Raw genomic sequence first — 25,509 nt, forward strand, 5'->3', positions numbered from 1 at the left:
ATCAGCCTTGGCAGTCGTGAAGAAACTCCGCACCGGCAGGATGGCTAGACCACCAGTCCAAAATCGATGTCATGATCGTTCCAGAATCTGGCCGATGCAAGCGGTTAAGTTGGGCAGGGGCCTTGCTTCAACCAGAATTTCAGCGACTGCTCGTACTTGTATCGCCCGATGCCCTGCTTGGCTTGTTCCGCTCTCAAATCGACCTTCCAAGAGGGGATTGGTGCTGCGGCTTAGGTGAATAAAAGACCGGTTCGGGAATCGGAACAGGGCCGCTGAATGTCTGGAATGTCGGATCCAACGGACAGTACAGTCGCTCCCACTCTCCGTCCGGAATAGCACTGTCACGCTCCGGAACCGACAGTCGCGAATGTCCCATCTGCAGTCGATCAGGCCACCTCAATAGTCTCAAAATATTGCGCAGATTTCGTTCGACTTCGCTGACGAATGGAGCGAACGCTGTCGACATGGAATAGTGGCTCGCTAAGGAGCCCCTGCCCCGCAAGGCTGCGCGCCACGGGGCTCTGGGTGGTGGGAGCGACAATAGCGCCGCTCCAAAAAGGAGACCATCCATGAACAGCCTTATTCGCCTTACCGACATCCAACTGGTACTGCTCGCCACCGCTGCACAGCGCGACAATGGCAGCCTGCTGCCGCCGCCCGACGCGGTGGGGGAAGGCCCTGCGCGCATTCGCAAGGTCGTCGAGCAGCTCATCCGGCGCGGGCTTGCCGCCGAGGTCGATCTCCCCTCAGGGGCCGACGCCTGGCGCACGGATGGCCTCCGCTCGATCGGGGTCGTCATCACTGACGCGGGCCGCGCCGCCATCGGCGTAGAGCCCGAGGAGGCAGAAGAACCCGCTACGGATCTACCTGAGCCGGAGGTCACGCCGATCGCCGAAGCCCCGTCACCTGCCGCACACAGCAAAAGCGCGCTGGTCCTGGAGATGCTCCGCCGCGAGAGCGGCGCCACGCTGGATGAACTGATCAGCGCCACCAACTGGCTGCCGCACACCACGCGAGCTGTGCTGACCGGCCTGCGCAAGAAAGGCCATGCGATCGATAGGCGCAAGCGCGGCGAGGTTACCTGCTATCATCTGGGGAACCAGGCCTGATGAAGCTGGACGCGCAGATCGCTGCCCTGGCAGCAATGAAGCCGACCGAGCTCAAGGCGGAGTGGCGGACGGTGCACGGGGCTGAGCCCCCGCGCATCGCCGCCAGCCTGCTCGCCCGCGCCCTGGCGCATGATCTGCAATGCGCCGCCCAGGGCGGCCTCGCTGAGCGGGTGCGGGTGCGCCTTCTTGGTGCGGGAGTGGCGCGCGCTGCGTCCACACCCAAGCTGACCCCAGGAACGCAGCTGGTGCGCGAGTGGGGCGGAACCAGCCATCATGTGTTGATGGAGGAAAAGGGCCGCTGCAGCTATAAGGGCAAGAGCTTCACCTCCTTGTCTGCCGTGGCCCGCCACATCACGGGCGCGCACTGGTCGGGCCCGCGCTTCTTCGGAGTGAAGCCATGACCCAGAAGAAGCGGCTGCGCTGCGCGGCCTATACGCGCAAGTCGACCGAAGAGGGGCTGGATCAGGCCTTCAATAGTTTGGATGCACAGCGCGAGGCCTGCGCCGCCTATGTCCAGAGCCAGAAGAGCGAGGGCTGGACGCTCGTCCCCACGCTCTATGATGATGGCGGCTTCTCGGGCGGCAGCATGGAGCGCCCCGCCCTCGCCCGCCTGATGGCCGATGTTCGCGACGGTAAGGTCGACATCGTCATCGTCTATAAAGTTGACCGGTTGACCCGCAGCCTCAACGACTTTGCCCGTATCGTTGATGTGTTCGATGCGGCCGGCGCCTCCTTCGTATCGGCCACGCAGCAGTTCAACACGACGACAAGCATGGGGCGACTGACGCTCAATGTTCTGCTGAGCTTCGCACAGTTCGAGCGCGAGGTGATCGCCGAGCGCATCCGCGACAAGATCGCCCAGTCCAAAGCCCGGGGCATCTGGATGGGCGGCCCGGTGCCGCTCGGCTATGATGTCGTCGATCGCAAGCTCGTGCCCAATCCACAGGAGGCAAAGACTGTCGAGCATATCTTCCGCCGCTATCTGGCGGTGCCTTCGATCATGGTGCTGATGGAGGAGTTGAAGACGGAGGGCATCGTCACCAAGCGGCAGACCATGCGCGACGGGTCCGTTCGCGGCGGCCAGTCATTCGTGCGTGGGCCGCTCCATCATCTTATCGCCAATCCCATGTACATCGGCAAGATCCGGCATCGCGACCAGGTCTATGACGGCCAGCATCCGCCGATCATCAATCAGGCGCTGTGGGATGCGGTGCAGGCGAAACGCGCAGGAGCGATCGGCACCCGTCGCGCAGGCGGCAATAGCGAACATAGCAGCCTGCTCACGGGCATGATTCGAGACCATGTCGATCGGCCAATGTCGCCCAGCCATGCCGTGAAGCAGAAGCGCCGCTATCGTTATTATGTGTCCAGCATCGCATCCGCCACGAACGAGGCAGCGATCAGGGCCCCTGCCCTGCGATTGCCAGCTACCGAGCTGGAGCAAGCCGCGGTCGATGCAGCCGCTGCACTCCTGGCCGATCCGCAAACCATCATGGTGCTGCCGCAGGTTGACGCCCAAACGACCAGGCGCCGGATCGATGCCGGCCAGGCACTTGGATCAGCGATGCGCGGCAAACGGAAGAGCGAGGTTCGTAGAACGCTGCAAGCTCTCGATCTTGCTATTATGGTCCACACCGACAGGATCGACGCCTCGATCAGCCGCCGCCGTCTTGTTGCGTTGCTGGATGGCACGGCGCCAATCGTGGAAGACGACGGCCACCGCTTGCCGCTCCACATCGAAACCGCGCCGGATCGGCATGGGCGCAATCTCAAGCTGGTGCTGCGATCAGGCGAAGAGCAGAAGCCCAACGTCGATCTGGAGCTGATCGCTCTGATCCGCAAAGCGGAAGTGGCTCGGCAGCAGCTCTTCACGCAAACTTCCGCGACGAACGATCGCACAGCCGAGCGGGTCGCGCGACTGGCTTTCCTCGCGCCGGACATCATCACCGCCATTCTCGAAGGCCGGCAACCGGCGACACTCACGTCCCGGCGACTCATGAAGCATGCTGCCATTCCGCTGGACTGGAAAGCGCAGCGCGAGGCGCTCGGCTTCCAGTGAGCCTTGGCAAAACCGTGTGCCACCCGACGAGGCCCCGTGAGACGCGGGGTCTTTTTTGTGGCTCTGAGGCCCAAAAGCACGTCTCTGCAGCACTCGGTTCTGCGGCACCTCGACAGAATGGCGCGGAACTGCGCCATTTTCGAGGCCCGGCACAGGCACTGCCTAAAAGGCCTCGTAATACGAGAATGCGTGGTGCACCCGGCGGGATTCGAACCCACGGCCCTCAGATTAGGAATCTGATGCTCTATCCTGCTGAGCTACGGGTGCCCGGTGACGGCTCTATTGCGAGAGAGCGGCGCGGTCAATTCTTCGCGTCGGGGGGAATGACCGGAAAAGGCAGCGGCGCAACCTCCACGCCCTCCGCGATCAAGGCCCGGGCCTCGCTCAGGGCCACTTCGCCATGGATGCTGGTGCGATCCTGCTCGCCATAATGCATGGCGCGCGCCTGTTCCGCGAAGTCGCGCCCGACCCAGGTCGAATCCTCCAGCGCCTTCTGCTGCGCCTTCGCCAGCGCAAGCACCAGTTCGCGCATTTTCGCTTCCTCGCCCGCACCCATGGTGATCGAAGCATCGCCCGAAGAAGCGATCTGCGGCATGGTTTCCGGCCGGCTGTTCCCCTTGGCAGCGACGGCGGGAGCCATCACCGCCTTGCCGACATGCCCGTCGCCGCAAAGCGGGCAGGCGAGCAGCCCACGCGCCTTCTGGTCCTCATAATCGGCGCTGGAACCGAACCACGCCTCGAACACATGGCCTTGGGATTCGCATTTGAGGTCGAAAACGATCACGATAGCGTCACATCCATGGGCAGGGATCGCCGGTTGGCGAGCGCGGGCACCCGCCCGCGCACGTCCTCTATGCGCGACAGGTCGATCTCCGCAAGAGCAAGGCCCGCCTGCTCGCCCATGTCGAGCACCATGTCCCCCCATGGGTCGACGATCAGGCTATGCCCATAGGTGTCGCGGCCATCCGCATGATGGCCCGTCTGCGCGGCGGCGATGACGAAGCATCCCGCCTCTATGGCGCGCGCCCGCAGCAATATGTGCCAGTGCGCCTTCCCTGTCGGCACGGTGAAGGCAGCCGGCATCAGCAGCACCGTCGCGCCTGCGTTGGTGAGCGCCCGGTAGAGATCGGGAAAGCGCATGTCGTAACAGACCGACAATCCCATGCGGGCCCAGGGCGTGTCGACCGCCACGACCCGCTCGCCCGGCCCATAGACCGACGATTCGCGCCAGCTTTCGCCCGTCGCCAGATCGACGTCGAACAGATGGATCTTGTCGTAGCGGGCCCGAATCGCGCCGCCATCGTCGATCATGAAGCTGCGATTGGCCCAGCGCCCGTCGCTCCGCTCATCCTTCAGCGGGGTCGAGCCCAGATGCACCCACAGCCCCTGCTTCGCCGCCGCATTGCGCACCGCGGCGAGGACAGGGTCGTCCGCCTCCGAATGCAGGGTCGCCGCCGCCCTTTGCCGGTCGCGGTCCAGATAGCCCGCCATTTCGGGTGTGAAGAGAATATCCGCCCCCTCCCCCTTGGCACGTGCAGCCATGTCCGCGATGGCGGTGGCATTGGCGGCGGGATCGATCCCGCTGGTCATCTGGAAGATGGCGGCGCGCATCCGGCCTATGCCCCCAGCAGGGCGTCGAGCTTGCCCTGCCGCTCAAGCATCGCCATGTCGTCGCTGCCGCCGATATGCCGGCCGTCGATGAAAATCTGGGGCACGGTCGTCCCGCCATTGGCGCGGTCCAGCATTTCCTGCTGCCTGGGCCCGCCCATGGTGATGTCATATTCCTCGAACGCCACGCCCTTTCCGTTCAGCAGCGCCTTCGCCCGGGCGCAATAGCCGCACCAGGCCTTGGTATAGATTTCGACCTTCGCCATGTCTTACTCCTTGATCGTCGAAATTGTGGTTCGGCGGCTGTTTGTCAATCGGCGCCGTCCGGCAGCACCCGCGCCCAGCACAGCAGATGAACGCTTGCCGCGCCGCCGCGTTTCAGCGCCCGGGCGCAGGCGGCCGCCGTTGCGCCGCTGGTCTGCACGTCGTCGATCAGCAGAACGGCGCGCCCCTTGAGCATATGACCCGGGGCCAGGGCGAAGGCGCCGCGCACCGCCTTCGCCCGCGTCTTCGGACTCATGCCGCGCAGGGGCCGGGTCCGGCGGGTGCGGAGCAGCGCATGATTGTCGACCGGCAAGCCGGTCAGCCGCGCCAGATGGCGGGCGATCAGCGCCGACTGGTTGAAGCCCCGCCACCACAAGCGCCAGCGGTGCAGCGGCACCGGCACGATGACGGCATCGCGCACCGCCGGAACCTGCCGCGCCATCTGCCTCGCAATCAGCCGCGCAAGACCGATGCGCCGCCCATATTTCAGCCGCAGCGCCACGGTGCGGGCGACATCGCCATAGGCCAGCACCGCCCGCGCGCTGTCATAGGGCGGCGGATCGGCCAGACAGGCTCCGCATTCCGCGCCATCCCCGCGGTCATAGTCGAAGGGAAGCCCGCAGCGGGCGCAGCAGGGCGCGCCCAGGAACCGCATCCCGCTCCAGCAGGCGAGGCAGAAGGCATCATCCGCAGCCACGATCTCGCCGCAGCCGGGGCAGCGTGGCGGCAGGGCATAATCGACCAGCGGGCCGAGCGTGGTTTTGAGGAGCGGGACGCTCTTGTGAAGCAGGGCAAGGGACATCATCTCCCTTGTTCCCGCTCCTTCGCCCATGCACAAGGCCCCGATGACCAATCCCGACATCTTCGACCGAGCCCTGCGCGCCAAAAGGCGCGACCGGATGATGGCGCGCTTTGCCGAGCATGACTTCCTCTATCGCATGATGCTGGACGAACTGCTGGACCGGCTGGGCGACGTGCAGCGCGAGCTGAAGGAAGTGCTGGTGATCGGCTGCCCCGACGGCAGCGCGAGGGCCGCGCTGGAGGCGATGGGCAAGAGCGTCGTCTGCGCCGACCCCGGCTTTGCGGCGGCGAAGGCGCAGGGCGGCGTGCAGGCCGATGAAGACGCCCTGCCCTTTGCCGATGAAAGTTTCGACCTGGTGATCGCCTGCGGCACGCTGGACAGCGTCAACGACCTGCCCGGCGCGCTGATCCTGATGCGGCGGATATTGCGCCCCGACGGGCTGATGCTGGCTGCTTTCGCGGGCGCAGGCTCGCTGCCGCTACTCCGCGCCGCGCTGATGACGGGCGAAGGGGACCGGGCGGGGCAGCATATCCATCCGCAGGTCGACGTTCGCTCGGCGGGTGATCTGCTGGCGCGGGCAGGCTTTACCATGCCGGTCGCGGACGGCGAGGTGCTGACGGTGCGCTACGGCGATATATTGCGGCTGATGCGCGACTTGCGGGGCATGGGGGCCGGCAATGTGCTGGCTTCGCGGCCGCCCGCGTTGCGGCGGGACGTTCTGATCGGGGCCACGGAGCATTTCGCGGCGGCGGCCGACATCGATGGGCGGACGGCGGAGCAGATGGCCGTCATCTATCTTAGCGGATGGAAGGCCGATCCCAGCCAGGCGCAGCCCGCGCGACGGGGCAGCGCGACCGTTTCCCTGGCGGAGGCGCTGAAGCCGAAGCATTGACGGCGGTGAAAATGCAGCAAGGGGACTGTTCAATATGCCGCACCCATGCCCGCGTCCCTTTCTGAAATCCCGCATAATTCCGCAATTTTACCGATTGGCACACGTCTTGCGATTTTCCCCGGGCAACAACCGGAGACTTGCCCGCCGTGCCGACCCTATCCGACAGCGCCCCCACAAAGGCCAAGCAGCCCGATGAGATCTGGTTCACCCGCTGCCCCGTTCCGACTGCCACCGGCATCGCCTACAAGCTAGGCTGGCTGACCGAGAGCTTCGAGGGCGACGGCATTACGCTGCGCACCTTGCAGGAGTCGGGATCGGAACTCGGCCGCCATCATTATGACCACCGCCTGCCCACGCTGATCCGTGAGGGCGGCAACATGCTGGCCATCGCCGCCCGCGCCCAGGGCGAGCCGACGAAGCTGATCGGCCTCACCTGGATCGAGGAGAGCCAGCTCATCCTGGCGCGGCCGGATTCCGGCATCCGCTCCGCCGCCGATCTCAAGGGCAAGCGGCTGGCCCTGCCCGGCTGGAGCCACAACGACATCCCCAGCCATGTGCGCGGCACCAGCATCGCGCGCGGCATGTCGCTCGCGGGCTATAAGGGCGCCCTGGCGTCGGCGGGGCTGAGCTTCGACGATGTGGAGCTGATCGAGACGCCCGACCGGCTGCGCAATATCGGCGGCAGCGGGCGCGACCTGCAACCACGCGGGTCGGGCCAGCGCAGCGGCGTAGGCCGCCTCTGGCCGATCGAGGCGCTGGTCGAGGGGAAGGTCGACGCCATCTACGTGAAGGGCGCCGCCGCGCTGGATCAGGCGCGGGAGAACGGCCTGGTCGTCGCCATCGATCTCGACGCCCTGCCCGACCCGCGCTTTCGCGTGAACAACGGCACGCCTCGCCCGATCACGGTCCATCAGAGCCTGATCGACGATCATTTCGACCTGCTGGTCCGCTTCCTGGCCGTCACCCTGCGCGCAGCCGATTGGGTCGCGGAGCAGCCCGACCGGCTGCGCGACATCCTCGAATATGAGACGGAGGGCAGCGCGCAGGCCGTCGACCAGGCCTATGCCCGGCTGCACGAAGGGCTGCACCCGACATTGGACGACGAACGGCTCGCCCTGTTCGACCTTCAGAAGAAGTTCCTGTTCACCCACGGCTTCCTCGATGCGGATTTCGCCCTGTCCGACTGGGTCGATCCCCGGCCGCTGGAGGCCGCCCGCGCCCTCAACGCCCAGCGTCCCCAACCTGTCGCCATTCCAGCCTGAAAGGAAATAAGCATGTCTGACACCAACGGACTTTCAAGGGAAACGATCGGCTTCGTGCTGCAGACGGAGAAGGACGCCCGCCGCGCCTTCCGCGTCCTGCGCGAGACCCATACCATCTCGGCCAGCGGCACCCTGTTCTTCGCGGTCCGCATCCCCGGCGAAGACAAGATCATCACGCTGAACTATGCCGGTCTTTGGGAGGACGATCCCGACCAGGCCGTGACCAGCGTCATCGGCTTCGACGGCACCCTCTATTGGGGCAACGCGCCGGGCGGGGCGGCGCGCTACCTCAAGATCTTCAAGAAATATCCGGACTTCCAGGCAATCAGCCACGTCCACACGCCGCATCTGGGCGCCTATTCGCAGGCGCATTCGGAACTGCCGCTGCTGTACGTGCCCAACCGCCGCTTCCGCTTCACCGCGCAGCTTCCGGTCTATATCAACCGCCGCCAGCCTGAGCCGGACTTCATCCTGGAAGCGATCGAGCAGGATCGCGAAGTCCCCGGCATCGTGGAGGCCAATGGCGGCGCGACCATCTGGAGCTGGAAGGGGCTGCGCGACCTTACCAACACCATCGTGCTGCTGGAGGAAGGCGCGCAGTTCCAGATATTGGGACAGGCGCTCGGCGGGTCAAAGCCCTTCGGCCCCGGCGTGCTGGAGCAGCAGTGGAAGATGGGCAAGCTGGTGCCGCCCGACGCCCGCGTCGATGATGACGGCACGATCCATCTGCCTGAAACCGCGCAAGCCGCCGAATGATGTTTGAAGTCCGGCGCCGTTGCTGACGCATTTGCGCGGTTAATCGGACCAGCACCCCTCCCGTTCGCCCTTAGCCTGTCGAAGGGCCCTCCTTCTCCTGAAGAAGTAAGGGGCTTCGGCAAGCGCAGCCCGAACGGAGGTGGGATTGGTTCCGGTCAACCGCGCCATGCTCCAGCAGCGGCGTCGCTTTCCGGAGCGATCCCATGTCCCAGAAGAAGCGCCAGCTTGCGCTTGCCGTTTTCCTGACCCGCCACGGCCATCATCCCGGCGCCTGGCGCCAACCCGGCACCGCCGATACCGGCAAGCCCGATTTCCGCTATTGGGCCGGCCTCGTCCGCACCGCCGAGCGCGGCAAGCTGGACGCCGCCTTCTTCGCGGATTTCGTGGGGCAGAGCGGCGACAGCACCAAGGGGATCGCCCGGCGGCATGCTTTCCTCGATTTCGAACCGCTGACCGCAACCGCCGCGCTGGCCAGCATCACCAGCCATATCGGGCTGGTGGCGACGGTGAACACCAATTTCGAACAGCCCTATGCGCTGGCGCGGCGCTTCGCCTCGCTCGACCATATCAGCGGCGGGCGGATCGGCTGGAACATCGTGTCCTCGCTGGCGGACGGCGCGGCGAAGAGCTTCGGCATCGACCAGCCCGCCAGCCACGCCGAACGCTATGCCCGCGCCCATGACTTTGTGGAACTGGCCAAGGCACTGTGGGACAGTTGGGAAGACGACGCCTTCGAGGGCGCGGACAAGGACAGCGGCATCTATCTCAATGCCGACGCCGTGCACCCGGTCCATTATCGCGGGCCCTATTACGGCATCGACAGCGTGCTCGACATGCCGCGCCCGATCCAGGGCTATCCGGTCTTCGCGCAGGCCGGAAATTCGGAGGTCGGCCGCGATTTCGCCGCCCGCCATGCCGAGATGATCTATGCCGCCGCCCAGTTCATCGAGGATGCGCAGGCCTTCTACAAGGATGTGAGGGCGCGGGTCGCGGGCTATGGGCGCGATCCCGACACGCTGAAAGTGATGCCGGGCCTGTCCTTCACCATCGGCTCCAGTCTTCAGGAGGCGCAGGACAAGTTCGGCGCGCTGGAGGAGAAGGTCGATTTTTCCGGCGACCTCAATCTGATGGGACATGACGTCAGCGCCTATCCGCTCGACGGCCCGCTGCCCGACCTGCCGGAACCGGAGAATGGCAAGGGCCGCTGGCGGCAGCTCACCGCGCTGGCGCGGCGCGAGAATCTCACCATCCGCCAGCTTTTCCTGCGCTTCAACGCGGTGCGCGGACATCGGGTGGTGCTGGGCACGCCGGTCGACATTGCCGACCAGATACAGGACTGGTTCGAGCGCGACGCCGCCGACGGTTTCAACCTGATCCCGCCGCTGTTGCCGAGTTCATTGGAGGATTTCGTGGACCTTGTGGTGCCGGAACTCCAGCGGCGCGGGCTGTTCCGGACGGAATATGAGGGCACGACGCTGCGCGAGCATCTGAACCTGCCGCGTCCGGAGAATCCGAATGAGCGGCACGCTCCCGCCGAAGCCGTTCTGGAGTCCGCCGCCTAGGACTGTCCTGCTCCTGCCCGCGCAGGAGCATATCCTACCAACATCGAAAGGATTGCCGAATGAGCAACACACTCGACACGCTCTGGTACACGCGCTGCCCGGTGCCGACCGGCCTTGGCATCGCCATCCAGCAGGGCTGGCTGGAGGAAGCCTTCCGCGCGCAGGGCACCAGCCTGTCCTCGCTGCTCGAATCCAGCGATTTTTCCAAGCGGGAGTCGCATTTCTCGCACACCGTCCAGAACAGCGTGCGCCATGGCGGCAATATCCCGGCGATCAGCGCGAAGGCGCGGGGCCGCGACACGCGGGTCATCGGCCTGTCCTGGGCGGACGAGACGCAGTTGATCCTGGCCAGCCCGGAGTCCGGCATAGAGACGGTGCGCGACCTGAAGGGCCGCCGCTTCGGCCTGCCCAACTGGAAGAATGTCGAGATCGACTTCACCCGCGCCCAGGCCATTCGCGGCCTTGAAAATGCGCTGCGGCTGGAGGGACTGGAAGTCTCCGACGTCGAGATCGTCGATCAGGACATCGAGACTCATTATAGCGACGGGCAGGCGCAGACGGTCGGCGGCACGCTCGCCTGGAACGGGCGCAGCACCAGCCGGGCGCGGGCCAATAATCTCGAACTGATCGCCCTGCTGCGCGGCGAGGTCGATGCGATCTTCCTGAAGGGCGCGAGCGGCGCCCAGATCGCGCATCAATTCGGGCTCAAGACGGTGATCGACACCGGCATCCATCCCGATCCGCTGGTGCGCTCCAACAACGGCACGCCGCGCACGCTGGCGGTGGACGGGCATCTGATCGACCATCATTTCGACGCCGCCGTCACCATCGTCGAGCAGGTGCTGCGCGCCGAACGTTGGGCGCAGTCGCATCCTTCCGACGTCCGCCGTTATCTCGCCCGCGAAACCAACAGCAGCGAATATTGGGTCAGCATCGCCTATGGCGAGGACGCGCAGACGAAGCTGAAGACCGATCTTGCCGAACAGTCGGTCACGGCAATCCAGGACTTCACCAACTTCCTGCACCGCTGGAACTTCATTCCGCAAAGCTTCGACGTGCGCGACTGGATCGACGCCCGTCCGCTGGAAGCAGCGCAGTCGCTCGCGCTCGCAAGCTGAACGGAACCATGGGGGAGAGAGGATTTCCGCAAGGCAGCCCGTTGCTGCGCTGCCTTGCCATCTATGGCGAGATGCCGGGCCGGTTCGCGCTGACGGCGGTGCTGCTGGCCGCCGTCAACGTCGCGCTGGTCGGCCAGCAGGTGATGGTCGGCCATGCCGTGCAGGAAGCGCAGCATGGCAGGCTGGTCGCTGCCGGTCCGGACGGGGTGCTGCATTATGACCGCGCCTGGTTCTGGGTCGCGCTGCTGATCGGCCTCTCGCTGGCGCGGGCGGCGGTGCAATATGGCGCGGGCCTCCTCTCCCTCTCCATCGGCCAGCGGCTGCTGACCATCCTGCGCGGGCGGATATTGACGCAGATACAGCGCCTCGACCTTGCCTATCACTGGCGCCATGGCGTGGGCGAGATGGTGACGCGCATGACCCGCGACGCGGACAAGGTGCGCGACGCGCTGATCAATTTCTGGCGGCAGATATTCGAAACCGGGCTGATCGTGACCATCTCGCTTGGCCTGCTGGCGCTCTATTCGCCCTGGCTCGCCTTGGGTCCGCTGGTGCTGCTGGCGATCGGCATCGGCCTGCTCTGGTCGGAAGCCGACACGCTGGTGGCGCTCGACCGGCGGATCGGGGATGCCTATGACGCGGTGACGCAGGACCTGTCGGAAGGCGTCAACGGCGTCCGCGTCATCAAGGCCTTCTCCCTGGGCGAGGCGCGGGCCGATCGCTTCCGCCGCCATGTCGACCTGTTCCGGGTGGAGGCGCGGGCGGCGATCCGCCACGCCTGCCGCCGCATTCCCCTGCCCCAGACGATCATCGCCCTGTCCCATGCCTGGGTGCTGGGCCTGGGCGCCTGGATGGTGGCGCATGGCGCGCTTGGCCTGGGCGCGCTGGTGGCGGCGATGCTGGTCGTCAACACGCTGGTCCTGCGGATCGAGAGCATCGGCCGCCTGTTGCAAGTGATCGCGGACGCCCGCGCTTCGGCAGCGCGCATCTGGGAGGTGCTGGACGCGGAGCCGGTCATCAATTCGGGCAGTGCGCCGCTGCCCGAAGGCCCCATCGGTTTCCGCCTGTCGCATGTCGCCGCCTCGCCCTTGGGCGATGGGGCGACCGTGCTGCGCGACCTCAGCCTTGCCGTGCGGCCGGGCGAGGTGGTGGCGCTGGTCGGCGCGACCGGATCGGGCAAGAGCATCCTCACCGCCCTGCTCCCCCGGCTGGTGGAGGTGGACGAGGGCCGCGTCGAACTGGGGTCGGCGGAAACCGGCTGGCGGGACGTGCGGACGAGCGACCTGCATGCGTTGCGCCGCCGCGTCCATGTGCTGCCGCAGGAAAGCTTCCTCTTTTCCGACACGCTGGCCGCCAATCTGCGCCTCTGCGCGCCCGATGCGACCGACGACGAGTTGCGCGCGGCGCTGGACAAGGCGGCGGCGGGCGAATTGCTGGCCCGCCTTGAGGACGGGCTGGAAACGCGGGTGGGCGACCGGGGGGCGACCCTCTCGGGCGGCCAGCGCCAGCGTGTGTGCCTTGCCCGCGCATTGCTGGCGGATGCGGACATATTGATCCTGGACGACGCCACCAGCGCCCTCGACGCGCAGACCGAAAGGCGGGCCATCGACAATATCCGCAAGCTCCGCGCCGAACGCCCGGTCACTCTGCTGATCGTCGCCAGCCGCCTGTCGACCGCGCTCGCCGCCGACCGGGTGGCGGTGCTGAGCGGCGGCCGGATCGTCGCGGAGGGCACACATAAGCAATTGTCGCAGGACAGCGCGGCCTATCGCGACCTGATGGGACTGTAAGACAGATGAACGCATTCAGAGGCGACAGCGCCCTGTCCGACATCGAGCTGGAGGAGAAATTCTCCCAGCGCAGCCTGAACCAGAGCGTGGTCGAACGGCTGATCCCGCTGCTCGCGCCGATCTGGCGGCCCATCGCGGCTGTCATCGGCATAGAGATGGTGCAGGTGCTGGCGATCTTCGCCCGGCCGCTGCTGATCGGCCTCGTCATCGACCAGGGGCTGCGCCATGCCGAGACCAAGGCCGGAGGCGGCGTCGACGCGCCGCTGATCGCCTGGGCCTGCGCCGGGCTGGCGGCAAGCTGGGCCGTGCGTTTCGCGCTGGGCGGCCTGTCGCAATATTGCGCCGGGATCGCGGCGATCCGCCTGCTCAACGACCTGCGCACCCGCGTCTTCGCCCATGTCCAGACGCTCAGCGTCGGCTATTTCGACCGCACCAAGGCGGGCCGCATCATCGCCCGCGCAGACCGCGACGTCGACACGCTGGAACCGCTGCTGATCCAGGGGCCGCCGGAATTCCTCTCCGCCCTGTTGCGGCTGTGCCTGTCCGGCTTCCTGCTGTGGCTGATCGCGCCGGTGCTGCTCGCGGGGCTGGTGGCGGTGGTGCCTGTCCTGATCGCCGCCACCTTCCTCTTCAAGCGCGTGGCGCAGCGCAGTTGGGCCAAGGTGGCCGAAAACCGCAGCCGCTTCACCGCCCATCTGGTCGAGACCGTGGCTGCCGTCCGTCTGATCAAGCAATCGGGCCGCGAGCAGGAAAATCTGGCTAAATATCAAAGGCTGCTGGAGGACTTCAATTCCTCCCTGATCTACGGCTCCGTCCGCTCGGGATGGTTCGCGCCCTTTACCGGCCTGCTCACCACGGCGGGCCTGGCGCTGACGCTGGTCGTTGGCGGACGCGGCATCGCGCTCGGCACGCTCACACTGGGCGAACTGACGCAAAGCCTGTTCTACGTTTTCCTCTTCCTTGCGCCCCTGCAGGAATTCAGCGACCTTTTCGAACGTTTCGCCAACGGCACCGCCTGCGCCCAGCGCGTCTTCCTGCTGCTCGATACGCAACCCGACATCGTGGACCGGACCGATGCCGCCGTCCTCGACGCGGTGGAGGGCCGGATCGAGTTCCGCAATGTCCGTTTCGGCTATCGCCCCGGCCAGCCCGTCATTCGCGACCTCAGCCTGGATATAGAAGCGGGCGAGCTATTGGCGATCGTCGGTCCGACCGGCCATGGCAAAAGCACGCTGGTCCAGTTACTGACCCGTTTCTACGATGTGGACGAAGGGTCGATCTTCCTGGACGGGCAGGATATTCGCGCCGTTTCCGAACGCAGCCTGCGCCGCCATATCGGCGTCGTGCTTCAGGACAATGTCCTTTTCGGCGGAACGGTGCTAGAAAATCTCCGCCTCGCGAGGCCCGAGGCCAGCGACGAAGAACTGATCGCGGCATCGAAGCGCATAGGCGCGGATGAAGTGCTCGATGCTTTGCCCCACGGCTATGCGACCCATGTCGGTCCGCTCGGCAGCCAGCTCAGTCAGGGACAGCGGCAACTGGTTTGCCTTGTACGCGCCTATCTCGCCGATCCATCAGTGCTGATCCTGGATGAGGCGACCTCCGCCATCGACGTCAGCACCGAAAGGCGCATCCAGCGGGCCTTGCGGGTGCTGTGCGAGGGGCGAACCTCCATCGTCATCGCCCATCGCCTGGAAACCATCCGGTCTGCCCACCGCATCGCCGTCATCGAAAATGGCGGGGTGCGGGAAATCGGATCGCACCGCTCGCTGCTGGAAAGCGGCGGACGTTACGCCGCCATCTATCGGGCGCATGAGGAAACAGCGGTCTTGATGGAGCAGCCAATGGCGGCTGCCCTGCCCTGATGCACGATCAGGGCGTGGAATCGCGCCTGTCCTTTTCCGGATAATCCTCCGGCTTCACCTGCCCGACCACCGGACGATCCTCTACCCGTTCCTGATCCTGCCCACCGGTCGTCCGGGGGTCTTCCTCTTCGCGCCCGGGCAGGGCGTCGCCCAGCGGTCCCTTGGGCGTCCGCGCCTTTTCGGGCGCATGATCGCGGTCATTCCGATCCATCGCTCGCTTCCACTTTTTCGGCAGTGCCGGGTTCGGCCATCTTGCGATGCCGCTCCGCCAGTACGCCCGCCGGCGTGACATGCGCGGCGGCGGCCTGCAGCTTGTTCTTCCAGCCGGATACGATATGCGCCTTCCCGTCGATCAGCGCGTCCCAGCCGTCCCTGGCGACCTTGGCCGGATCGTCCTTCTCGTCCGCGCCGACCTTGGTGTCCAGCATCTCGGCGCGGTCGAAGAACTCGGTCTCCGTCGGGCCGGGCATCAGGTTGGTGATGGTGACGCCATCGGCATCCTTGATCTCGTTCCGGACCGCATCGGCGAAACTGTCGATGAAGGCCTTTGTGCCATTATAGACCGCCTGGAAGGAGCCGGGCATGAAGCCGGCGATCGATCCGGTGACCAGCACCTTGCCCGCATTCCGGGCGACCATCGGCCGCAATATCTGCTGGAGCAGGTAAACGGTGCCCGTGATGTTGGTGTCGATCACCCGGCGCCAGTCGGCCACGTCCTGCTCCAGAAAGGCATGGCCCAAACCCCGCCCCGCATTGGCGCAAAGCAGGTCGACCCGCCGCCCGCCGGTACAGGTGATCAGGCGGTCCACCCCTTCCATGGTGGAAAGGTCGGACTCCACCGCCTGCACATCGACGCCGTGACGCCGAAAGTCGTCCGCCGCCGCATGGATCAGCGGTTCGTCCGCCACCACCAGCAGATCATAGCCGTCCTGCGCGGCGAGATGCGCAAGTTCGAAGCCGATGCCGGTCGACGCACCGGTCACGATCGCGAATTTCTGCGAAGCCATATGCTTCTCCTTTCAGGCGTCCCGGGCGGGCTGCATGCCCGGCTTCAGGACGATCTTGGTCACTTCGTTCTGCCTGTCGTGGAACATGCGATAGCCCTCCGCCGCCTGCTCCAGCGGCAGGCGGTGGCTGATCAGGAAGGTCGTATCGATCTTGTCCTCCATGATCGCGTTCAGCAGGCCGGGCATATAATGCTGCACATGGGTCTGGCCGGTCTTCAGCGTCAGCCCCTTCTCCATGAAGGCGCCCAGCGGGAATTTGTCGACGAAGCCGCCATAGACCGCCGGCATGGAAACCCGCCCGCCCTTGCGGCAGGCGAGGATCGCCTGCCGGATCGAATGGGCGCGGTCGGTTCCCAGGAAGGTCGCCACCTTGATCTGGTCCCAGACATTGTCCGCGAAGAAGCCATGCGCCTCCAGCCCGACGGCATCGATGCAGGCGTCGGGGCCGATGCCGCCGGTCATCTCCATCAGCGCTTCATAGGTCTTGCTTTCCTCATAATTGATCGTCTCCGCGCCGAAGCGGCGGGCGAGTTCCAGCCGGTGGGGGAAATGGTCGATGGCGATCACCCGCTCCGCCCCCATGAGGAAGGCGGACTGCACCGCGAACAGGCCGACGGGGCCGCAGCCCCAGACGGCGACGGTGTCACCCGGCTCGATCTGCGCATTTTCGGCGGCCATCCAGCCGGTCGGCAGGATGTCGGACAGGAACAGCACCTTGTCGTCGTCCACCCCATCCGGGACGACGATGGGACCGACATCGGAAAAGGGGACGCGAACATATTCCGCCTGTCCCCCCGCATAGCCGCCCGTCATGTGGCTGTATCCGAACAGGCCCGCCATGGGCTGTCCGTAGATCGCCTGGGCGATGTCCTGATTGTCGGCGGGCAGGCCGTTGTCGCAGGCCGAATATTGATGCTTGCCGCAATGGAAGCAGCTTCCACAGGATATGGTGAAGGGCACGACCACCCGCTGCCCCTTCTTCAGCGTCGAACCCGGCCCTGTCTCCACCACTTCGCCCATGAATTCGTGGCCCAATATGTCCCCCGCCTTCATCGTCGGGATATAGCCGTCATAGAGATGCAGGTCCGATCCGCAGATCGCGGTGGAAGTGATGCGGATGATCGCGTCGCGGGGATTGACGATTTCGGGATCGTCCACGGTTTCGACCCGGACGTCATGCTTGCCATGCCATGTGAGCGCGCGCATCAGGTGCCTTCCTCTTCATATTCACGGCGGTTGCGCGCGCTGGTCGCGATCTCGCCGGTTTCCATCAGTTGCTTGAAGCGCCGCAGGTCGCGGCGCGCCTGGATGGCCGGTTCGCGCTGGAACATCTTGGCGATGGCCTTGCCGATGAAGCCGCCGGGCGGATCATAGAGGATCGTCGCCGTCACCCAGCATCCCCGGCCGCCCGGCGCATCGCGAAAATCCACGCGGCCGCTATTGGGCACGTCCGCGCCCTCCTCGGAAGCCCAGGCGATGGTTTCGCCCGGGCGATCCTCCGTAATGGCGGATACCCATTCGACGGTGCTTCCGGCGGGCGCCTTCACCACCCAGCGGGAACGGCGATCGTCCAGAGGTTCGACAGCGACGACATTTTCCAGAAACAGCGGAAGATTGCCGACGTCGCGCCAGAAGGCATATAGCTCCTCCCGCGGCCGGTCGATCGTCACCGTCTTGCCGATCAGATCGTCGCCCTTCGCTTCCACCAGGCTGTCGGCGGCCTGCGCCGCCGCATCATCCTGTTTCGCTGTGGTAAGCGGTGCGTCATCACTCATGCTGACCCTCCTTGAAAGGTCAGACAGCAACCAGTTCATCCGCTCCGCCGTTCCGCCCGACCCAGCCGAAAAGCGGCAAAACGCCGGTTTGCTAACATGGGTAAGTCCTGCCGCAAGCCGGGGAACAGGGGCTGACGGCCCCTCGTTGTCACGGGCAGGAGACCCGGAGGAGAAGATCATGAAGCAGGCGCATTTCAGAAGCGGCGGGACATTGATCGGGGCCGGCATCGGCGCCAGCCTGGCGCTGCTCGGCATGGTCGGACGAAAGCTGGCGGTTCAGGCTCCGACAGCGCTGGCCGGCGATTGGGACCGGGCGCTGGCGGCGGAACATGCCATGACGCTCGTCCTGTTCGACAAGCTGGGCGAGACACAGCCGGGCGGCAAGCGCAGGATGCTGTTGATGCAGCTCAAGCATGCGCTCGGCAAGCATGCGCTGGAGGAGGAGAACGCCGTCTATCCCGCCATGCGCGCGGCGGGCCTTAAGGAAGAGGCCGACGCGCTGAACGGCGACCATGGCTATGTGAAGCAATATCTCTACGACCTGAGCGATCTGGTACAGGATGATGCGGGGTTCCGGAGCAAGCTGGCGGCGTTCCGCGCCGACATCCAGGACCATATGCGCAAGGAGGAGGATGAGCTTTTCCCCCGGCTGAAACAGGCGCTCGATCCGCAAGCCGTGAGCCGCCTGACCCGGCGGATGAACCAGGAGGGGCTGAAACTGGCCTGAGGAAACTGGCCTGAAAAAGGAGAACATCATGGACGAGCCCCGAAAGACGCGTTCCCTGCCCACCGAACATACGCGCGATCCGAACATCTCTACGGAGAACCAGCCCGAAGGCGCAGCCCGCCGCCCCAGCGACACGTTGGACCGGGAGCCGGATCGCGATCCGCTGAGCGGCGGCGCCATACCATCCAATTACGACCCACGCACCATGACGCGGCGGGGCGAGGAAGAGGACAGCCGAGCCGGGCGGGAGGAAGGCAGCGGATCACCGGCCGGCAGACGTTCCGACTGACCCTTTTCGCGATCCGGACGGGCAGATTCCGCTCTTGCGAACGGTTCGCTTGGAACCGACGCATGACTGGCGACTTCCACCGGAAGCAACGCCCACGGAGGAGGAAGACCATGGCCAATCAGCAGTTCACCGACGCGATCGCCCTTCTGAAAGCCGACCACCGCAAGGTGGAGGATCTGTTCGAGCAGTTCGAAAAGGCCGGATCGCCCGCGCGCAAGAAGACGCTGGCGCGGCAGATCTGCCTGGAACTCAAGATCCACACGCTGATCGAGGAGGAAATCTTCTACCCCGCCTTCCGCGGCAAGATAGAGGACGATACGCTGGACGAGGCCTATGTCGAGCATGACGGAGCCAAGCTGCTCGTCAACGACATAGAGGAAGGCGATCCTTCCGACGATTTTTTCGACGCCAAGGTCAAGGTGCTGTCCGAAGAGATCAAGCACCATGTGCATGAGGAGGAAATGCGTGGCGAGGGCATGTTCGCCCAATGCCGGAAGACCGATGTGGACCTGATCCGGCTTCGCGACGCGATGCTGGCGCGCAAGGAAGAATTGTTGAAGGAGGCGGGGAATGGCGGCCTTCCGCCGGCCAAGCCGCGCGTCATCCAACTCGTGCCGGCCTGACGGCTGCGGACCGCCGGCCGAAGCCTCCCCCCTTCGGCCGGCCTGTTTCCGGCAGCGCCTGTCCACGGTGCATGCCAGCTTCGAAACGCCGATTCCGACTAACCTGAGTGATGGGCGGCCCCGCCCGCTCCAGCTATGATCGCCTGGCAACGACAAGGAGAGAGCCCGTGTCCCGCCATGATGATGCGTCCTATTTCGAAGCCCGGGCCAGGGAAGAAATCCGCAAGGCGAGCGAAGCCAAGCAGCGCGGCGACAAGGGCGTGATGATCGCCGTCCATGCCGAACTGGCCGTGCGGTACCAGGCCAAGGCCCTGCAATTGCAACGCCACTGATCCATTTCCCCGATCCTGCTTTCCCCTCATATAGGGGAAGGCAGGGCGGCAGGCCTTGAAAGCTGTCCCCTGTCCCGCCATCTGGCGGTTCGGATTCCACTGGGGAGAGATTTCGATACTGCCATGACCACCACGACCGGCACCGCACCCGAAACCCGTTCCTTCGAGGCCGACGTCGCCCGCCTGCTGCACATGATGGTGCACTCGGTCTATTCGGACAAGGACGTCTTCCTGCGCGAGTTGATCTCGAACGCGGCCGACGCCTGCGAAAAGCTGCGCTACGAACTGCTGAGCGATCCCGCGCTTGCCGGGGACGACGGCCAGCCGCGCATCACCGTCACGCTCGATCCCGAAGCGCGGCAGCTCATCGTCGAGGATAATGGCATCGGCATGAGCGAGGTGGAGCTGGCCGAAGCGCTCGGCACCATCGCCCGATCCGGCACGCGCGCCTTCATGGAGCGCGTCGCGGCGGTCAGGGAAGGCGCCAAGGAAGGGGAAGGCGCGCAACTGATCGGGCAGTTCGGCGTCGGCTTCTATTCCGCCTTCATGGTCGCGGACAGGGTGGATGTCTTTTCCCGCCGCGCCGGGGCCGATGTCGCCGCGCATTGGGCGTCGGACGGCCTTGGCAGCTACACCATCCAGCTTGTCGACATCGCTGACGCGCCCGCTCGCGGCACCCGCATCGTCCTCCATCTGAAGGAAGACGCCGCCAGCTATACCGAGCCATTCACCACCCAGCGCATCGTCACCGCGCAGTCGGGCCATGTCCCCGTCCCCATCTTCCTCAAGGAAAAGCCGGATGCGGAGGAAAAGCAGATCGCGGACGGCGCGGCGCTCTGGACCCGCCCCAGGTCCGACATCACGGCGGAGGAATATACCGACTTCTACCGCAGCACCGCCGGACAGTTCGATGAGCCCGCGCTGACGCTCCATTATCGCGCGGAGGGGCTGCACGAATATTCGGTTCTCGCCTTTCTCCCCTCCATGCGCCCCTTCGACCTGTTCGATCCGGACCGCGCCGGGCGGATGAAGCTCTATGTCCGCCGGGTCTTCATCACCGACGAGGCGCAGATATTGCCGCGCTACCTGCGCTTCGTGCGCGGGCTGGTCGACAGCAACGACCTGCCGCTCAACGTCTCGCGCGAGATGATCCAGGAAAGCCCGGTCCTCGCCGCGGTCCAGAAGGGCGTCGCGAACCGCATCCTTTCCGAACTGGACAAGCTGGCCCAGAAGGATGGTGAAGCCTATCTCAAATTCTGGGACAATTTCGGCGCGGTGCTGAAGGAAGGGCTGTACGAGGATTTCGCCCGGCAGGAGGCGCTGCTCGGCCTCGCCCGTTTCAAAAGCACGGCGTCGGGGGAAGGCTGGCGCTCGCTCAAGGACTATGTCGAGGCGATCAAGGACAATCAGACCGCGATCTACTATGCCACCGGCGCCGATCTCGACCGGCTCGCCTCCTCTCCCCAGCTCGAAGGCTTCCGCGCCCGCGGGATCGAGGTGCTGCTGCTCACCGACCAGGTCGACAGCTTCTGGGTCACGGCCGGCGTCGATTATCAGGGCAAGCCGTTCAAGTCCGTGACGCAGGGCCTGGCCGACCTCAGCCTGATCCCGCTGGCAGAGGGCGAGACGCCCGCCGCAGAGGCATCGGCGGAGGTGGACGGCTTCATCGCCTATGCCAGGGATGTGCTGGGCGAGGCGGTCTCCGACGTCCGCGCATCGGAACGGCTGACGGAAAGCGCCGTCTGCCTGGTCGCGCCGGACAATGCGATGGACCGCCAGCTTGAAAAGCTGCTGGCGGGGGCCGGACGGATCGACAATGCGGCCAGGCCGGTGCTGGAGATCAATCCCCGCCATGACCTCATCGTCAAACTCGGCACGCTGCCCGACGGCAGCGATCTGCGCGCGGACGCCGCATGGCTGCTGCTTGACGAGGCGCGGATCGCGGATGGCGAATTGCCGGCCGATCCGCGCGCCTTTTCCGCCCGCCTCGCCCGCATGATCGGCGGCGCGATCGAATAGGATGACGGGTGGCCGGGACCGCGCCCGGCCACCCCCATATCGGGGCGGCATCGAACGACAATCCGCTTGCCAGCCCCGCGAAAGCGCGCCAAGCACGCGGCAACAGGAAAATGAGGGGATAGCGCGTCGATGAGCTATTATGACGTTCTGATCGTAGGTGCCGGCCATGCCGGGGCGCAGGCGGGCATTTCGCTGCGCCAGCTCGGCTTCGAAGGGTCCATCGCGATGATAGGCGATGAAAAGGACCCGCCCTATGAGCGTCCGCCCCTCTCCAAGGAATATTTTGCCGGCGACAAGAGCTTCGACCGCATCCTGATCCGCCCGGCCAGCTTCTGGGAAGAACGCAAGATCGACATGCTGCTCGGCCTGCGCGTGAAGGCTGTCGATCCGGCGGGCAAGTTCGTGACGGCGGGCGACCGCGAAATCGGCTATGGCAAGCTGATCTGGTGCACCGGCGGCTCCCCGCGCATGCTGACCTGCAACGGGGCCGACGCGCCCAATGTCCATGCCGTGCGCCGCCGCGACGATGTCGACGCGATGATGGCGAAGCTCGACCGGATCGATCATGTGACCGTGATCGGCGGCGGCTATATCGGGCTGGAAGCGGCGGCCGTGCTCAGCAAGTTCGGCAAGAAGGTGGTGCTGCTCGAAGCACTGGACCGCGTGCTGGCGCGCGTGGCGGGAGAGGAATTGTCGCGCTTCTACGAGGCGGAGCATCGCGCCCATGGCGTCGACCTGCGCACCGGGGCGCGGATGGACTGCATCGAAGTCACCGACGCAGAGGATGGTCCTCGGGCGACCGCCGTGCTGATGGAGGATGGCGAGCGGATCGAAACCGACATGGTGATCGTCGGCATCGGCATCGTCCCCGAAACGGGCCCGCTGATCGCGGCGGGCGCGGTCGGGGGGAATGGCGTGGACGTGGATGAATATTGCCGCACCAGCCTGCCCGACATCTATGCGGTGGGCGATTGCGCCGCCCATGCCAACGGCTTTGCACGCGGCGCGCAAATCCGGCTCGAATCGGTTCAGAACGCCAATGATCAGGCGAAGACGGCGGTCAGCCACATCATGGGCAAGGAAGAACCCTATCACGCCGTGCCTTGGTTCTGGTCGAACCAATATGATCTGAAGCTTCAGACCGTGGGCCTGTCGATCGGGCACGACCAGACGATCCTGCGCGGCGATCCGGCGACCCGCAGCTTCTCCGTCCTGTATCTGAAGGGCGGCAAGCTGATAGCGCTCGACTGCGTCAATGCGGTCAAGGATTATGTGCAGGGCCGCGCCCATGTCATTTCGGGCGCGGTGCTGGACCAGGCGCAGCTTGCCGATGCCAACGTGCCGCTCAAGGAAGTCGGCCTCGCCTGACCGGAAGGATGAAGGTCAGCCCCGAAAGCTGGCCTTCATCGCCAATTCCCAGGGTCCGCCGCGATAATGCCAGGCAGCAAGGCCGACGATGGCAAGCGGCCTTGGGTGGAAGCCCCGCCGCAATTCGGTGGCCAGCGCCTTTGCCTCAGCCGGTTCGGCCTTGTTCTGCACGGTGACGTGAAAGCGCGGCCGCCCCCGATCCTGCGACGACAACAATCCTGCGAAGGCTTCCGCTAGTTCCTCCCGCATCGCCATCAGCTCCGGACTTTCCACCCTATAGGCGACCCCCCGCCCCAGCAGCATCACCTCCGCCAGCCTCGCGCCCGGCGGCGGACCCGCGCAGAGCCGCTTCAGCCGCAGCGCCACTTCCGCCAGGGCGGAGAGCGGCAGATGATGGAACAGCGTGATATGCGCCGGCACCAGATTGCGCTCCGCCGGAAAATGCGCGCGGCGCAAACCGTCCGCCCAAGCGAAATCCGCCGCGCCCATCAAAGCCGTCACGACGATCGGCGCCGCCAAGGACTCACCCGCCAAAATCCGGCATCTCCTTTCGCAAAATCCCGTCAGCCGCTATGATCCATCCCGGCGGTCCCGACAGGGAGACCGCCGATATAGGGGGAACCGCCATGACAGCGCCACGATCCTTTCGAGCCATCGGAATCCTGTTGCTGCTCTGGAACCTGACGGGGGTAGCCGCCTTCATCATGCAATATGGCGCGGACCTCGGGCAACTGGCGAAGACCGATCCCTATAGCGCCAGGATCTTCGCCTCCATGCCCGGCTGGGCCTGGACCGCTTATGCAGTTGCGGTCGGCGCGGGCACGCTGGGCGCGCTCCTGCTGCTGCTCCGCAAAGCCGCCGCCGCGCCCTTGTTCCTGCTCTCGATCCTCGCCGTGGTCGTGCAGTTCGGCTACAGCTTCATCCACACCGACCTGCTGGCGGTGAAGGGCCCCACGGCCGCGATCTTTCCGGCCATAATCCTGATCATCGCCCTCTTCCAATGGCGCTATGCCCGCAACCTGATTGCAAAGGCCGTTCTCCGCTAGGGTGTGTGGGGATTCAGCCCATGGCGGGCTGCAAATGGCGGCTTTCTGCGCTTCCGGTGCTCACCTACTTTGAGTAGGCTCCGCGCCGGTTCTCGAAATCCACCATTTTCGCTCCACCCTGAACTGAATCCCCACACACCCCAGAGTAGCGTGCAGAAAAGCCTGTCCTGAGCCTACGGAAACTTGGAGAGCGGGGCCCGCGCCCGATGTAACGCAGCGCGCTCTCGCATGTGGAGCGTTCAGCCTGCTCGCGGTATCGGTCCGCCCTCTCCGGGCTCCATTCGCGCGAAGAGCGCCTTAAGCCGCCGACAACACCGGCGCCTGCCCGACAGCATTCAGATCGAAGGGCACGGTCTGGTACATTTCGTCGATCCAGTTGCCGAACAGCAGATGCGCGTGGCTGCGCCAGTGATTTTGCGGCGCCTGCGCAGGATCGTCGTCAGGGAAATAATGGGCGGGCAACTGCCTTGCCCCATCGCGCGCATATTCCTCCGCCAGCGTCATCGTGTCATATTCGAGATGGTTGAACATGTGCAGGAAGCCGCGCCCCGGATCGCCGATCAAGCAAAGCCCCGATTCGTCGCTCTCCGCCAATATCTGCAATCCCCGCCCTTCCGGAATATCCTCCCGCCGCACCTCCGACCAGCGCGACACGGGAACGCGGAAATCGTCCGAAAAACCCCGCATCCAGGGCGATGACGGCACATGAACATGATGGCGGAACACACCGAACGCCTTCCGCTCCAGCCCATGTTTCTCCACGCCATGGAAGTGATGCAGCGCCGCCTGCGCCGCCCAGCAGATGCTGAGCGAGCGATGCACATGGGTCTGCGTCCAGTCGAATATGGCGCGCAATTCGTCCCAATAGCTCACCGCTTCGAAAGGGAGCTGCTCCACAGGCGCTCCGGTGATGATGAAGCCGTCGAACCGCTCGTCCCGGACGTCGCTCCATGGGCGGTAGAAGGATGCCATATGGTCGGCGGAGGTGTTGCGCGACACATGGTCGCTGATCCGCACCAGCGTCAGTTCGACCTGCAACGGCGTCGCGCCGAGCAGCCGGGCAAGCTGCGTCTCCGTGCTGATCTTGTCGGGCATGAGGTTGAGCAGCGCGATGCGAAGCGGGCGAATGTCCTGCCGGACGGCATCGGCTTCACGCATGACGACCACGCCCTCGGCCTCCAATGTGCGGCGGGCGGGCAGGTCGTCGGCTATCTTGATCGGCACTTCACGTCATTC

At 65.4% G+C, this 25,509-nt stretch carries 27 protein-coding genes and 1 tRNA gene; 17 read left to right on the top strand and 11 right to left on the bottom strand.

Annotation, left to right across the window (positions count from 1 at the left end; translation table 11 throughout):
• Window positions 1-569 precede the first annotated feature (569 nt).
• Genes LDB29_RS11890 through LDB29_RS11900 form a run of 3 tightly spaced genes read left to right on the top strand, consistent with a single transcriptional unit; the run spans window position 570 to window position 3,168 of the window.
• Complete coding sequence (locus LDB29_RS11890; protein ID WP_025547729.1) at window positions 570-1,109, top strand: DUF3489 domain-containing protein; 540 nt, start codon at window positions 570-572, stop codon at window positions 1,107-1,109.
• A complete protein-coding gene (locus LDB29_RS11895) occupies window positions 1,109-1,510 on the top strand; it encodes a DUF2924 domain-containing protein (protein ID WP_025547730.1) in 402 nt (133 codons plus the stop codon). The genes LDB29_RS11890 and LDB29_RS11895 overlap by 1 nt, the downstream gene beginning before the upstream one ends.
• A complete protein-coding gene (locus tag LDB29_RS11900; RefSeq protein ID WP_025547731.1) occupies window positions 1,507-3,168 on the top strand; it encodes a recombinase family protein in 1,662 nt (553 codons plus the stop codon). Before LDB29_RS11895 ends, LDB29_RS11900 begins: the two co-directional genes overlap by 4 nt.
• 190 nt (window positions 3,169-3,358) lie before the next feature.
• On the opposite strand, the gene LDB29_RS11905 is transcribed toward LDB29_RS11900, so the two are convergent.
• The 5 genes from LDB29_RS11905 to LDB29_RS11925 all read right to left on the bottom strand — a co-directional run bounded on the left by LDB29_RS11905 (window position 3,359) and on the right by LDB29_RS11925 (window position 5,845).
• Window positions 3,359-3,435, bottom strand: a tRNA-Arg gene (locus LDB29_RS11905).
• Between the two features lie 34 nt (window positions 3,436-3,469).
• Complete coding sequence (locus LDB29_RS11910) at window positions 3,470-3,952, bottom strand: DUF1178 family protein (RefSeq protein ID WP_025547733.1); 483 nt, start codon at window positions 3,950-3,952, stop codon at window positions 3,470-3,472.
• The gene (locus tag LDB29_RS11915) at window positions 3,949-4,779 is read right to left on the bottom strand and encodes a carbon-nitrogen hydrolase family protein (protein ID WP_025547735.1); all 831 of its coding nucleotides are present in this window, start codon (window positions 4,777-4,779) and stop codon (window positions 3,949-3,951) included. Before LDB29_RS11915 ends, LDB29_RS11910 begins: the two co-directional genes overlap by 4 nt.
• A gap of 5 nt (window positions 4,780-4,784) precedes the next feature.
• Window positions 4,785-5,042, bottom strand: a complete 258-nt coding sequence (gene grxC, locus LDB29_RS11920; RefSeq protein ID WP_025547737.1) for a glutaredoxin 3 — start codon at window positions 5,040-5,042, stop codon at window positions 4,785-4,787.
• A 44-nt stretch (window positions 5,043-5,086) separates the two neighbouring features.
• Entirely contained in the window at window positions 5,087-5,845 is a 759-nt protein-coding gene (locus tag LDB29_RS11925) for a ComF family protein (RefSeq protein WP_025547738.1), read from the bottom strand.
• Between the two features lie 40 nt (window positions 5,846-5,885).
• Here LDB29_RS11925 and LDB29_RS11930 point away from each other — a divergent pair, with 40 nt between their 5' ends.
• The 7 genes from LDB29_RS11930 to LDB29_RS11960 all read left to right on the top strand — a co-directional run bounded on the left by LDB29_RS11930 (window position 5,886) and on the right by LDB29_RS11960 (window position 15,087).
• The gene (locus tag LDB29_RS11930) at window positions 5,886-6,734 is read left to right on the top strand and encodes a class I SAM-dependent methyltransferase (RefSeq protein ID WP_025547740.1); all 849 of its coding nucleotides are present in this window, start codon (window positions 5,886-5,888) and stop codon (window positions 6,732-6,734) included.
• A 146-nt stretch (window positions 6,735-6,880) separates the two neighbouring features.
• Window positions 6,881-7,996: an ABC transporter substrate-binding protein gene (locus LDB29_RS11935; RefSeq protein WP_037481733.1), complete on the top strand. Its 1,116-nt coding sequence runs from the start codon at window positions 6,881-6,883 to the stop codon at window positions 7,994-7,996.
• 12 nt (window positions 7,997-8,008) lie between these two features.
• Window positions 8,009-8,752, top strand: coding sequence for a class II aldolase/adducin family protein (locus LDB29_RS11940; protein ID WP_037481715.1), 744 nt, complete (start codon window positions 8,009-8,011; stop codon window positions 8,750-8,752).
• Window positions 8,753-8,955: 203 nt separating this feature from the next.
• Complete coding sequence (locus tag LDB29_RS11945) at window positions 8,956-10,314, top strand: LLM class flavin-dependent oxidoreductase (protein WP_025547745.1); 1,359 nt, start codon at window positions 8,956-8,958, stop codon at window positions 10,312-10,314.
• 59 nt (window positions 10,315-10,373) lie between these two features.
• Window positions 10,374-11,432: an ABC transporter substrate-binding protein gene (locus tag LDB29_RS11950; RefSeq protein ID WP_025547746.1), complete on the top strand. Its 1,059-nt coding sequence runs from the start codon at window positions 10,374-10,376 to the stop codon at window positions 11,430-11,432.
• An 8-nt stretch (window positions 11,433-11,440) separates the two neighbouring features.
• Complete coding sequence (locus LDB29_RS11955) at window positions 11,441-13,222, top strand: ABC transporter ATP-binding protein (RefSeq protein WP_037481718.1); 1,782 nt, start codon at window positions 11,441-11,443, stop codon at window positions 13,220-13,222.
• A gap of 5 nt (window positions 13,223-13,227) precedes the next feature.
• Window positions 13,228-15,087: an ABC transporter ATP-binding protein gene (locus LDB29_RS11960; RefSeq protein WP_025547748.1), complete on the top strand. Its 1,860-nt coding sequence runs from the start codon at window positions 13,228-13,230 to the stop codon at window positions 15,085-15,087.
• 7 nt (window positions 15,088-15,094) lie between these two features.
• Here LDB29_RS11960 and LDB29_RS11965 read toward each other — a convergent pair whose 3' ends face one another.
• The 4 genes from LDB29_RS11965 to LDB29_RS11980 are packed head-to-tail and all read right to left on the bottom strand — an operon-like array spanning window position 15,095 to window position 17,869.
• The gene (locus tag LDB29_RS11965) at window positions 15,095-15,298 is read right to left on the bottom strand and encodes a hypothetical protein (RefSeq protein ID WP_025547750.1); all 204 of its coding nucleotides are present in this window, start codon (window positions 15,296-15,298) and stop codon (window positions 15,095-15,097) included.
• Window positions 15,285-16,094, bottom strand: a complete 810-nt coding sequence (locus LDB29_RS11970) for an SDR family oxidoreductase (protein WP_025547752.1) — start codon at window positions 16,092-16,094, stop codon at window positions 15,285-15,287. The genes LDB29_RS11965 and LDB29_RS11970 overlap by 14 nt, the downstream gene beginning before the upstream one ends.
• A 12-nt stretch (window positions 16,095-16,106) precedes the next feature.
• A complete protein-coding gene (locus tag LDB29_RS11975; RefSeq protein WP_257554250.1) occupies window positions 16,107-17,300 on the bottom strand; it encodes a zinc-dependent alcohol dehydrogenase in 1,194 nt (397 codons plus the stop codon).
• Entirely contained in the window at window positions 17,300-17,869 is a 570-nt protein-coding gene (locus tag LDB29_RS11980) for an SRPBCC family protein (protein WP_025547755.1), read from the bottom strand. The genes LDB29_RS11975 and LDB29_RS11980 overlap by 1 nt, the downstream gene beginning before the upstream one ends.
• Window positions 17,870-18,047: 178 nt before the next feature.
• On the opposite strand from LDB29_RS11980, the gene LDB29_RS11985 reads away from it, so the two are divergent.
• From LDB29_RS11985 to LDB29_RS12010, 6 genes are all read left to right on the top strand, one after another.
• Window positions 18,048-18,596, top strand: coding sequence for a hemerythrin domain-containing protein (locus LDB29_RS11985; protein ID WP_025547756.1), 549 nt, complete (start codon window positions 18,048-18,050; stop codon window positions 18,594-18,596).
• 28 nt (window positions 18,597-18,624) lie between these two features.
• Window positions 18,625-18,885, top strand: a complete 261-nt coding sequence (locus LDB29_RS11990; protein ID WP_025547758.1) for a hypothetical protein — start codon at window positions 18,625-18,627, stop codon at window positions 18,883-18,885.
• 110 nt (window positions 18,886-18,995) lie between these two features.
• Complete coding sequence (locus LDB29_RS11995) at window positions 18,996-19,508, top strand: hemerythrin domain-containing protein (protein ID WP_025547760.1); 513 nt, start codon at window positions 18,996-18,998, stop codon at window positions 19,506-19,508.
• Window positions 19,509-19,675: 167 nt separating this feature from the next.
• Window positions 19,676-19,840 (top strand): hypothetical protein, encoded by a 165-nt coding sequence (locus LDB29_RS12000; protein WP_165363302.1) that lies wholly within the window; start codon window positions 19,676-19,678, stop codon window positions 19,838-19,840.
• A 123-nt stretch (window positions 19,841-19,963) separates the two neighbouring features.
• The gene (gene htpG, locus LDB29_RS12005) at window positions 19,964-21,859 is read left to right on the top strand and encodes a molecular chaperone HtpG (protein ID WP_099186024.1); all 1,896 of its coding nucleotides are present in this window, start codon (window positions 19,964-19,966) and stop codon (window positions 21,857-21,859) included.
• 129 nt (window positions 21,860-21,988) lie between these two features.
• Window positions 21,989-23,227 carry an NAD(P)/FAD-dependent oxidoreductase gene (locus LDB29_RS12010; RefSeq protein ID WP_025547761.1) on the top strand — a complete coding sequence of 413 codons (1,239 nt, stop codon included), beginning with the start codon at window positions 21,989-21,991 and terminating at the stop codon, window positions 23,225-23,227.
• 15 nt (window positions 23,228-23,242) lie between these two features.
• Here LDB29_RS12010 and LDB29_RS12015 read toward each other — a convergent pair whose 3' ends face one another.
• Window positions 23,243-23,746, bottom strand: coding sequence for a 2'-5' RNA ligase family protein (locus LDB29_RS12015; protein ID WP_025547763.1), 504 nt, complete (start codon window positions 23,744-23,746; stop codon window positions 23,243-23,245).
• 107 nt (window positions 23,747-23,853) lie between these two features.
• On the opposite strand from LDB29_RS12015, the gene LDB29_RS12020 reads away from it, so the two are divergent.
• A complete protein-coding gene (locus tag LDB29_RS12020; protein ID WP_025547765.1) occupies window positions 23,854-24,273 on the top strand; it encodes a hypothetical protein in 420 nt (139 codons plus the stop codon).
• 297 nt (window positions 24,274-24,570) lie between these two features.
• Here the strand turns inward: LDB29_RS12020 and metA are convergent, their stop codons facing one another.
• Window positions 24,571-25,497 carry a homoserine O-succinyltransferase gene (gene metA, locus LDB29_RS12025; RefSeq protein WP_025549745.1) on the bottom strand — a complete coding sequence of 309 codons (927 nt, stop codon included), beginning with the start codon at window positions 25,495-25,497 and terminating at the stop codon, window positions 24,571-24,573.
• Window positions 25,498-25,509: the final 12 nt, after the last annotated feature.

The organism is Sphingobium sp. CFD-2 (assembly GCF_024611135.1).
Lineage (GTDB): Bacteria > Pseudomonadota > Alphaproteobacteria > Sphingomonadales > Sphingomonadaceae > Sphingobium > Sphingobium fuliginis.

Excerpts from the sequence above, each read along its gene's own strand:
- LDB29_RS12010 (WP_025547761.1), top strand. The coding sequence starts at position 21,989 with ATGAGCTATTATGACGTTCTGATCGTAGGTGCCGGCCATGCCGGGGCG.
- LDB29_RS11915 (WP_025547735.1), bottom strand. The coding sequence starts at position 4,779 with ATGCGCGCCGCCATCTTCCAGATGACCAGCGGGATCGATCCCGCCGCC.
- LDB29_RS11895 (WP_025547730.1), top strand. The coding sequence starts at position 1,109 with ATGAAGCTGGACGCGCAGATCGCTGCCCTGGCAGCAATGAAGCCGACC.
- LDB29_RS11900 (WP_025547731.1), top strand. The coding sequence starts at position 1,507 with ATGACCCAGAAGAAGCGGCTGCGCTGCGCGGCCTATACGCGCAAGTCG.
- LDB29_RS11950 (WP_025547746.1), top strand. The coding sequence starts at position 10,374 with ATGAGCAACACACTCGACACGCTCTGGTACACGCGCTGCCCGGTGCCG.
- LDB29_RS11995 (WP_025547760.1), top strand. The coding sequence starts at position 18,996 with ATGGCCAATCAGCAGTTCACCGACGCGATCGCCCTTCTGAAAGCCGAC.
- LDB29_RS11955 (WP_037481718.1), top strand. The coding sequence starts at position 11,441 with ATGGGGGAGAGAGGATTTCCGCAAGGCAGCCCGTTGCTGCGCTGCCTT.
- grxC (WP_025547737.1), bottom strand. The coding sequence starts at position 5,042 with ATGGCGAAGGTCGAAATCTATACCAAGGCCTGGTGCGGCTATTGCGCC.
- LDB29_RS11925 (WP_025547738.1), bottom strand. The coding sequence starts at position 5,845 with ATGATGTCCCTTGCCCTGCTTCACAAGAGCGTCCCGCTCCTCAAAACC.
- LDB29_RS11930 (WP_025547740.1), top strand. The coding sequence starts at position 5,886 with ATGACCAATCCCGACATCTTCGACCGAGCCCTGCGCGCCAAAAGGCGC.
- LDB29_RS11965 (WP_025547750.1), bottom strand. The coding sequence starts at position 15,298 with ATGGATCGGAATGACCGCGATCATGCGCCCGAAAAGGCGCGGACGCCC.
- LDB29_RS11940 (WP_037481715.1), top strand. The coding sequence starts at position 8,009 with ATGTCTGACACCAACGGACTTTCAAGGGAAACGATCGGCTTCGTGCTG.
- LDB29_RS11975 (WP_257554250.1), bottom strand. The coding sequence starts at position 17,300 with ATGCGCGCGCTCACATGGCATGGCAAGCATGACGTCCGGGTCGAAACC.
- LDB29_RS11890 (WP_025547729.1), top strand. The coding sequence starts at position 570 with ATGAACAGCCTTATTCGCCTTACCGACATCCAACTGGTACTGCTCGCC.
- LDB29_RS11985 (WP_025547756.1), top strand. The coding sequence starts at position 18,048 with ATGAAGCAGGCGCATTTCAGAAGCGGCGGGACATTGATCGGGGCCGGC.
- htpG (WP_099186024.1), top strand. The coding sequence starts at position 19,964 with ATGACCACCACGACCGGCACCGCACCCGAAACCCGTTCCTTCGAGGCC.
- LDB29_RS11960 (WP_025547748.1), top strand. The coding sequence starts at position 13,228 with ATGAACGCATTCAGAGGCGACAGCGCCCTGTCCGACATCGAGCTGGAG.
- LDB29_RS12020 (WP_025547765.1), top strand. The coding sequence starts at position 23,854 with ATGACAGCGCCACGATCCTTTCGAGCCATCGGAATCCTGTTGCTGCTC.
- LDB29_RS11990 (WP_025547758.1), top strand. The coding sequence starts at position 18,625 with ATGGACGAGCCCCGAAAGACGCGTTCCCTGCCCACCGAACATACGCGC.
- LDB29_RS11945 (WP_025547745.1), top strand. The coding sequence starts at position 8,956 with ATGTCCCAGAAGAAGCGCCAGCTTGCGCTTGCCGTTTTCCTGACCCGC.
- LDB29_RS11970 (WP_025547752.1), bottom strand. The coding sequence starts at position 16,094 with ATGGCTTCGCAGAAATTCGCGATCGTGACCGGTGCGTCGACCGGCATC.
- LDB29_RS11980 (WP_025547755.1), bottom strand. The coding sequence starts at position 17,869 with ATGAGTGATGACGCACCGCTTACCACAGCGAAACAGGATGATGCGGCG.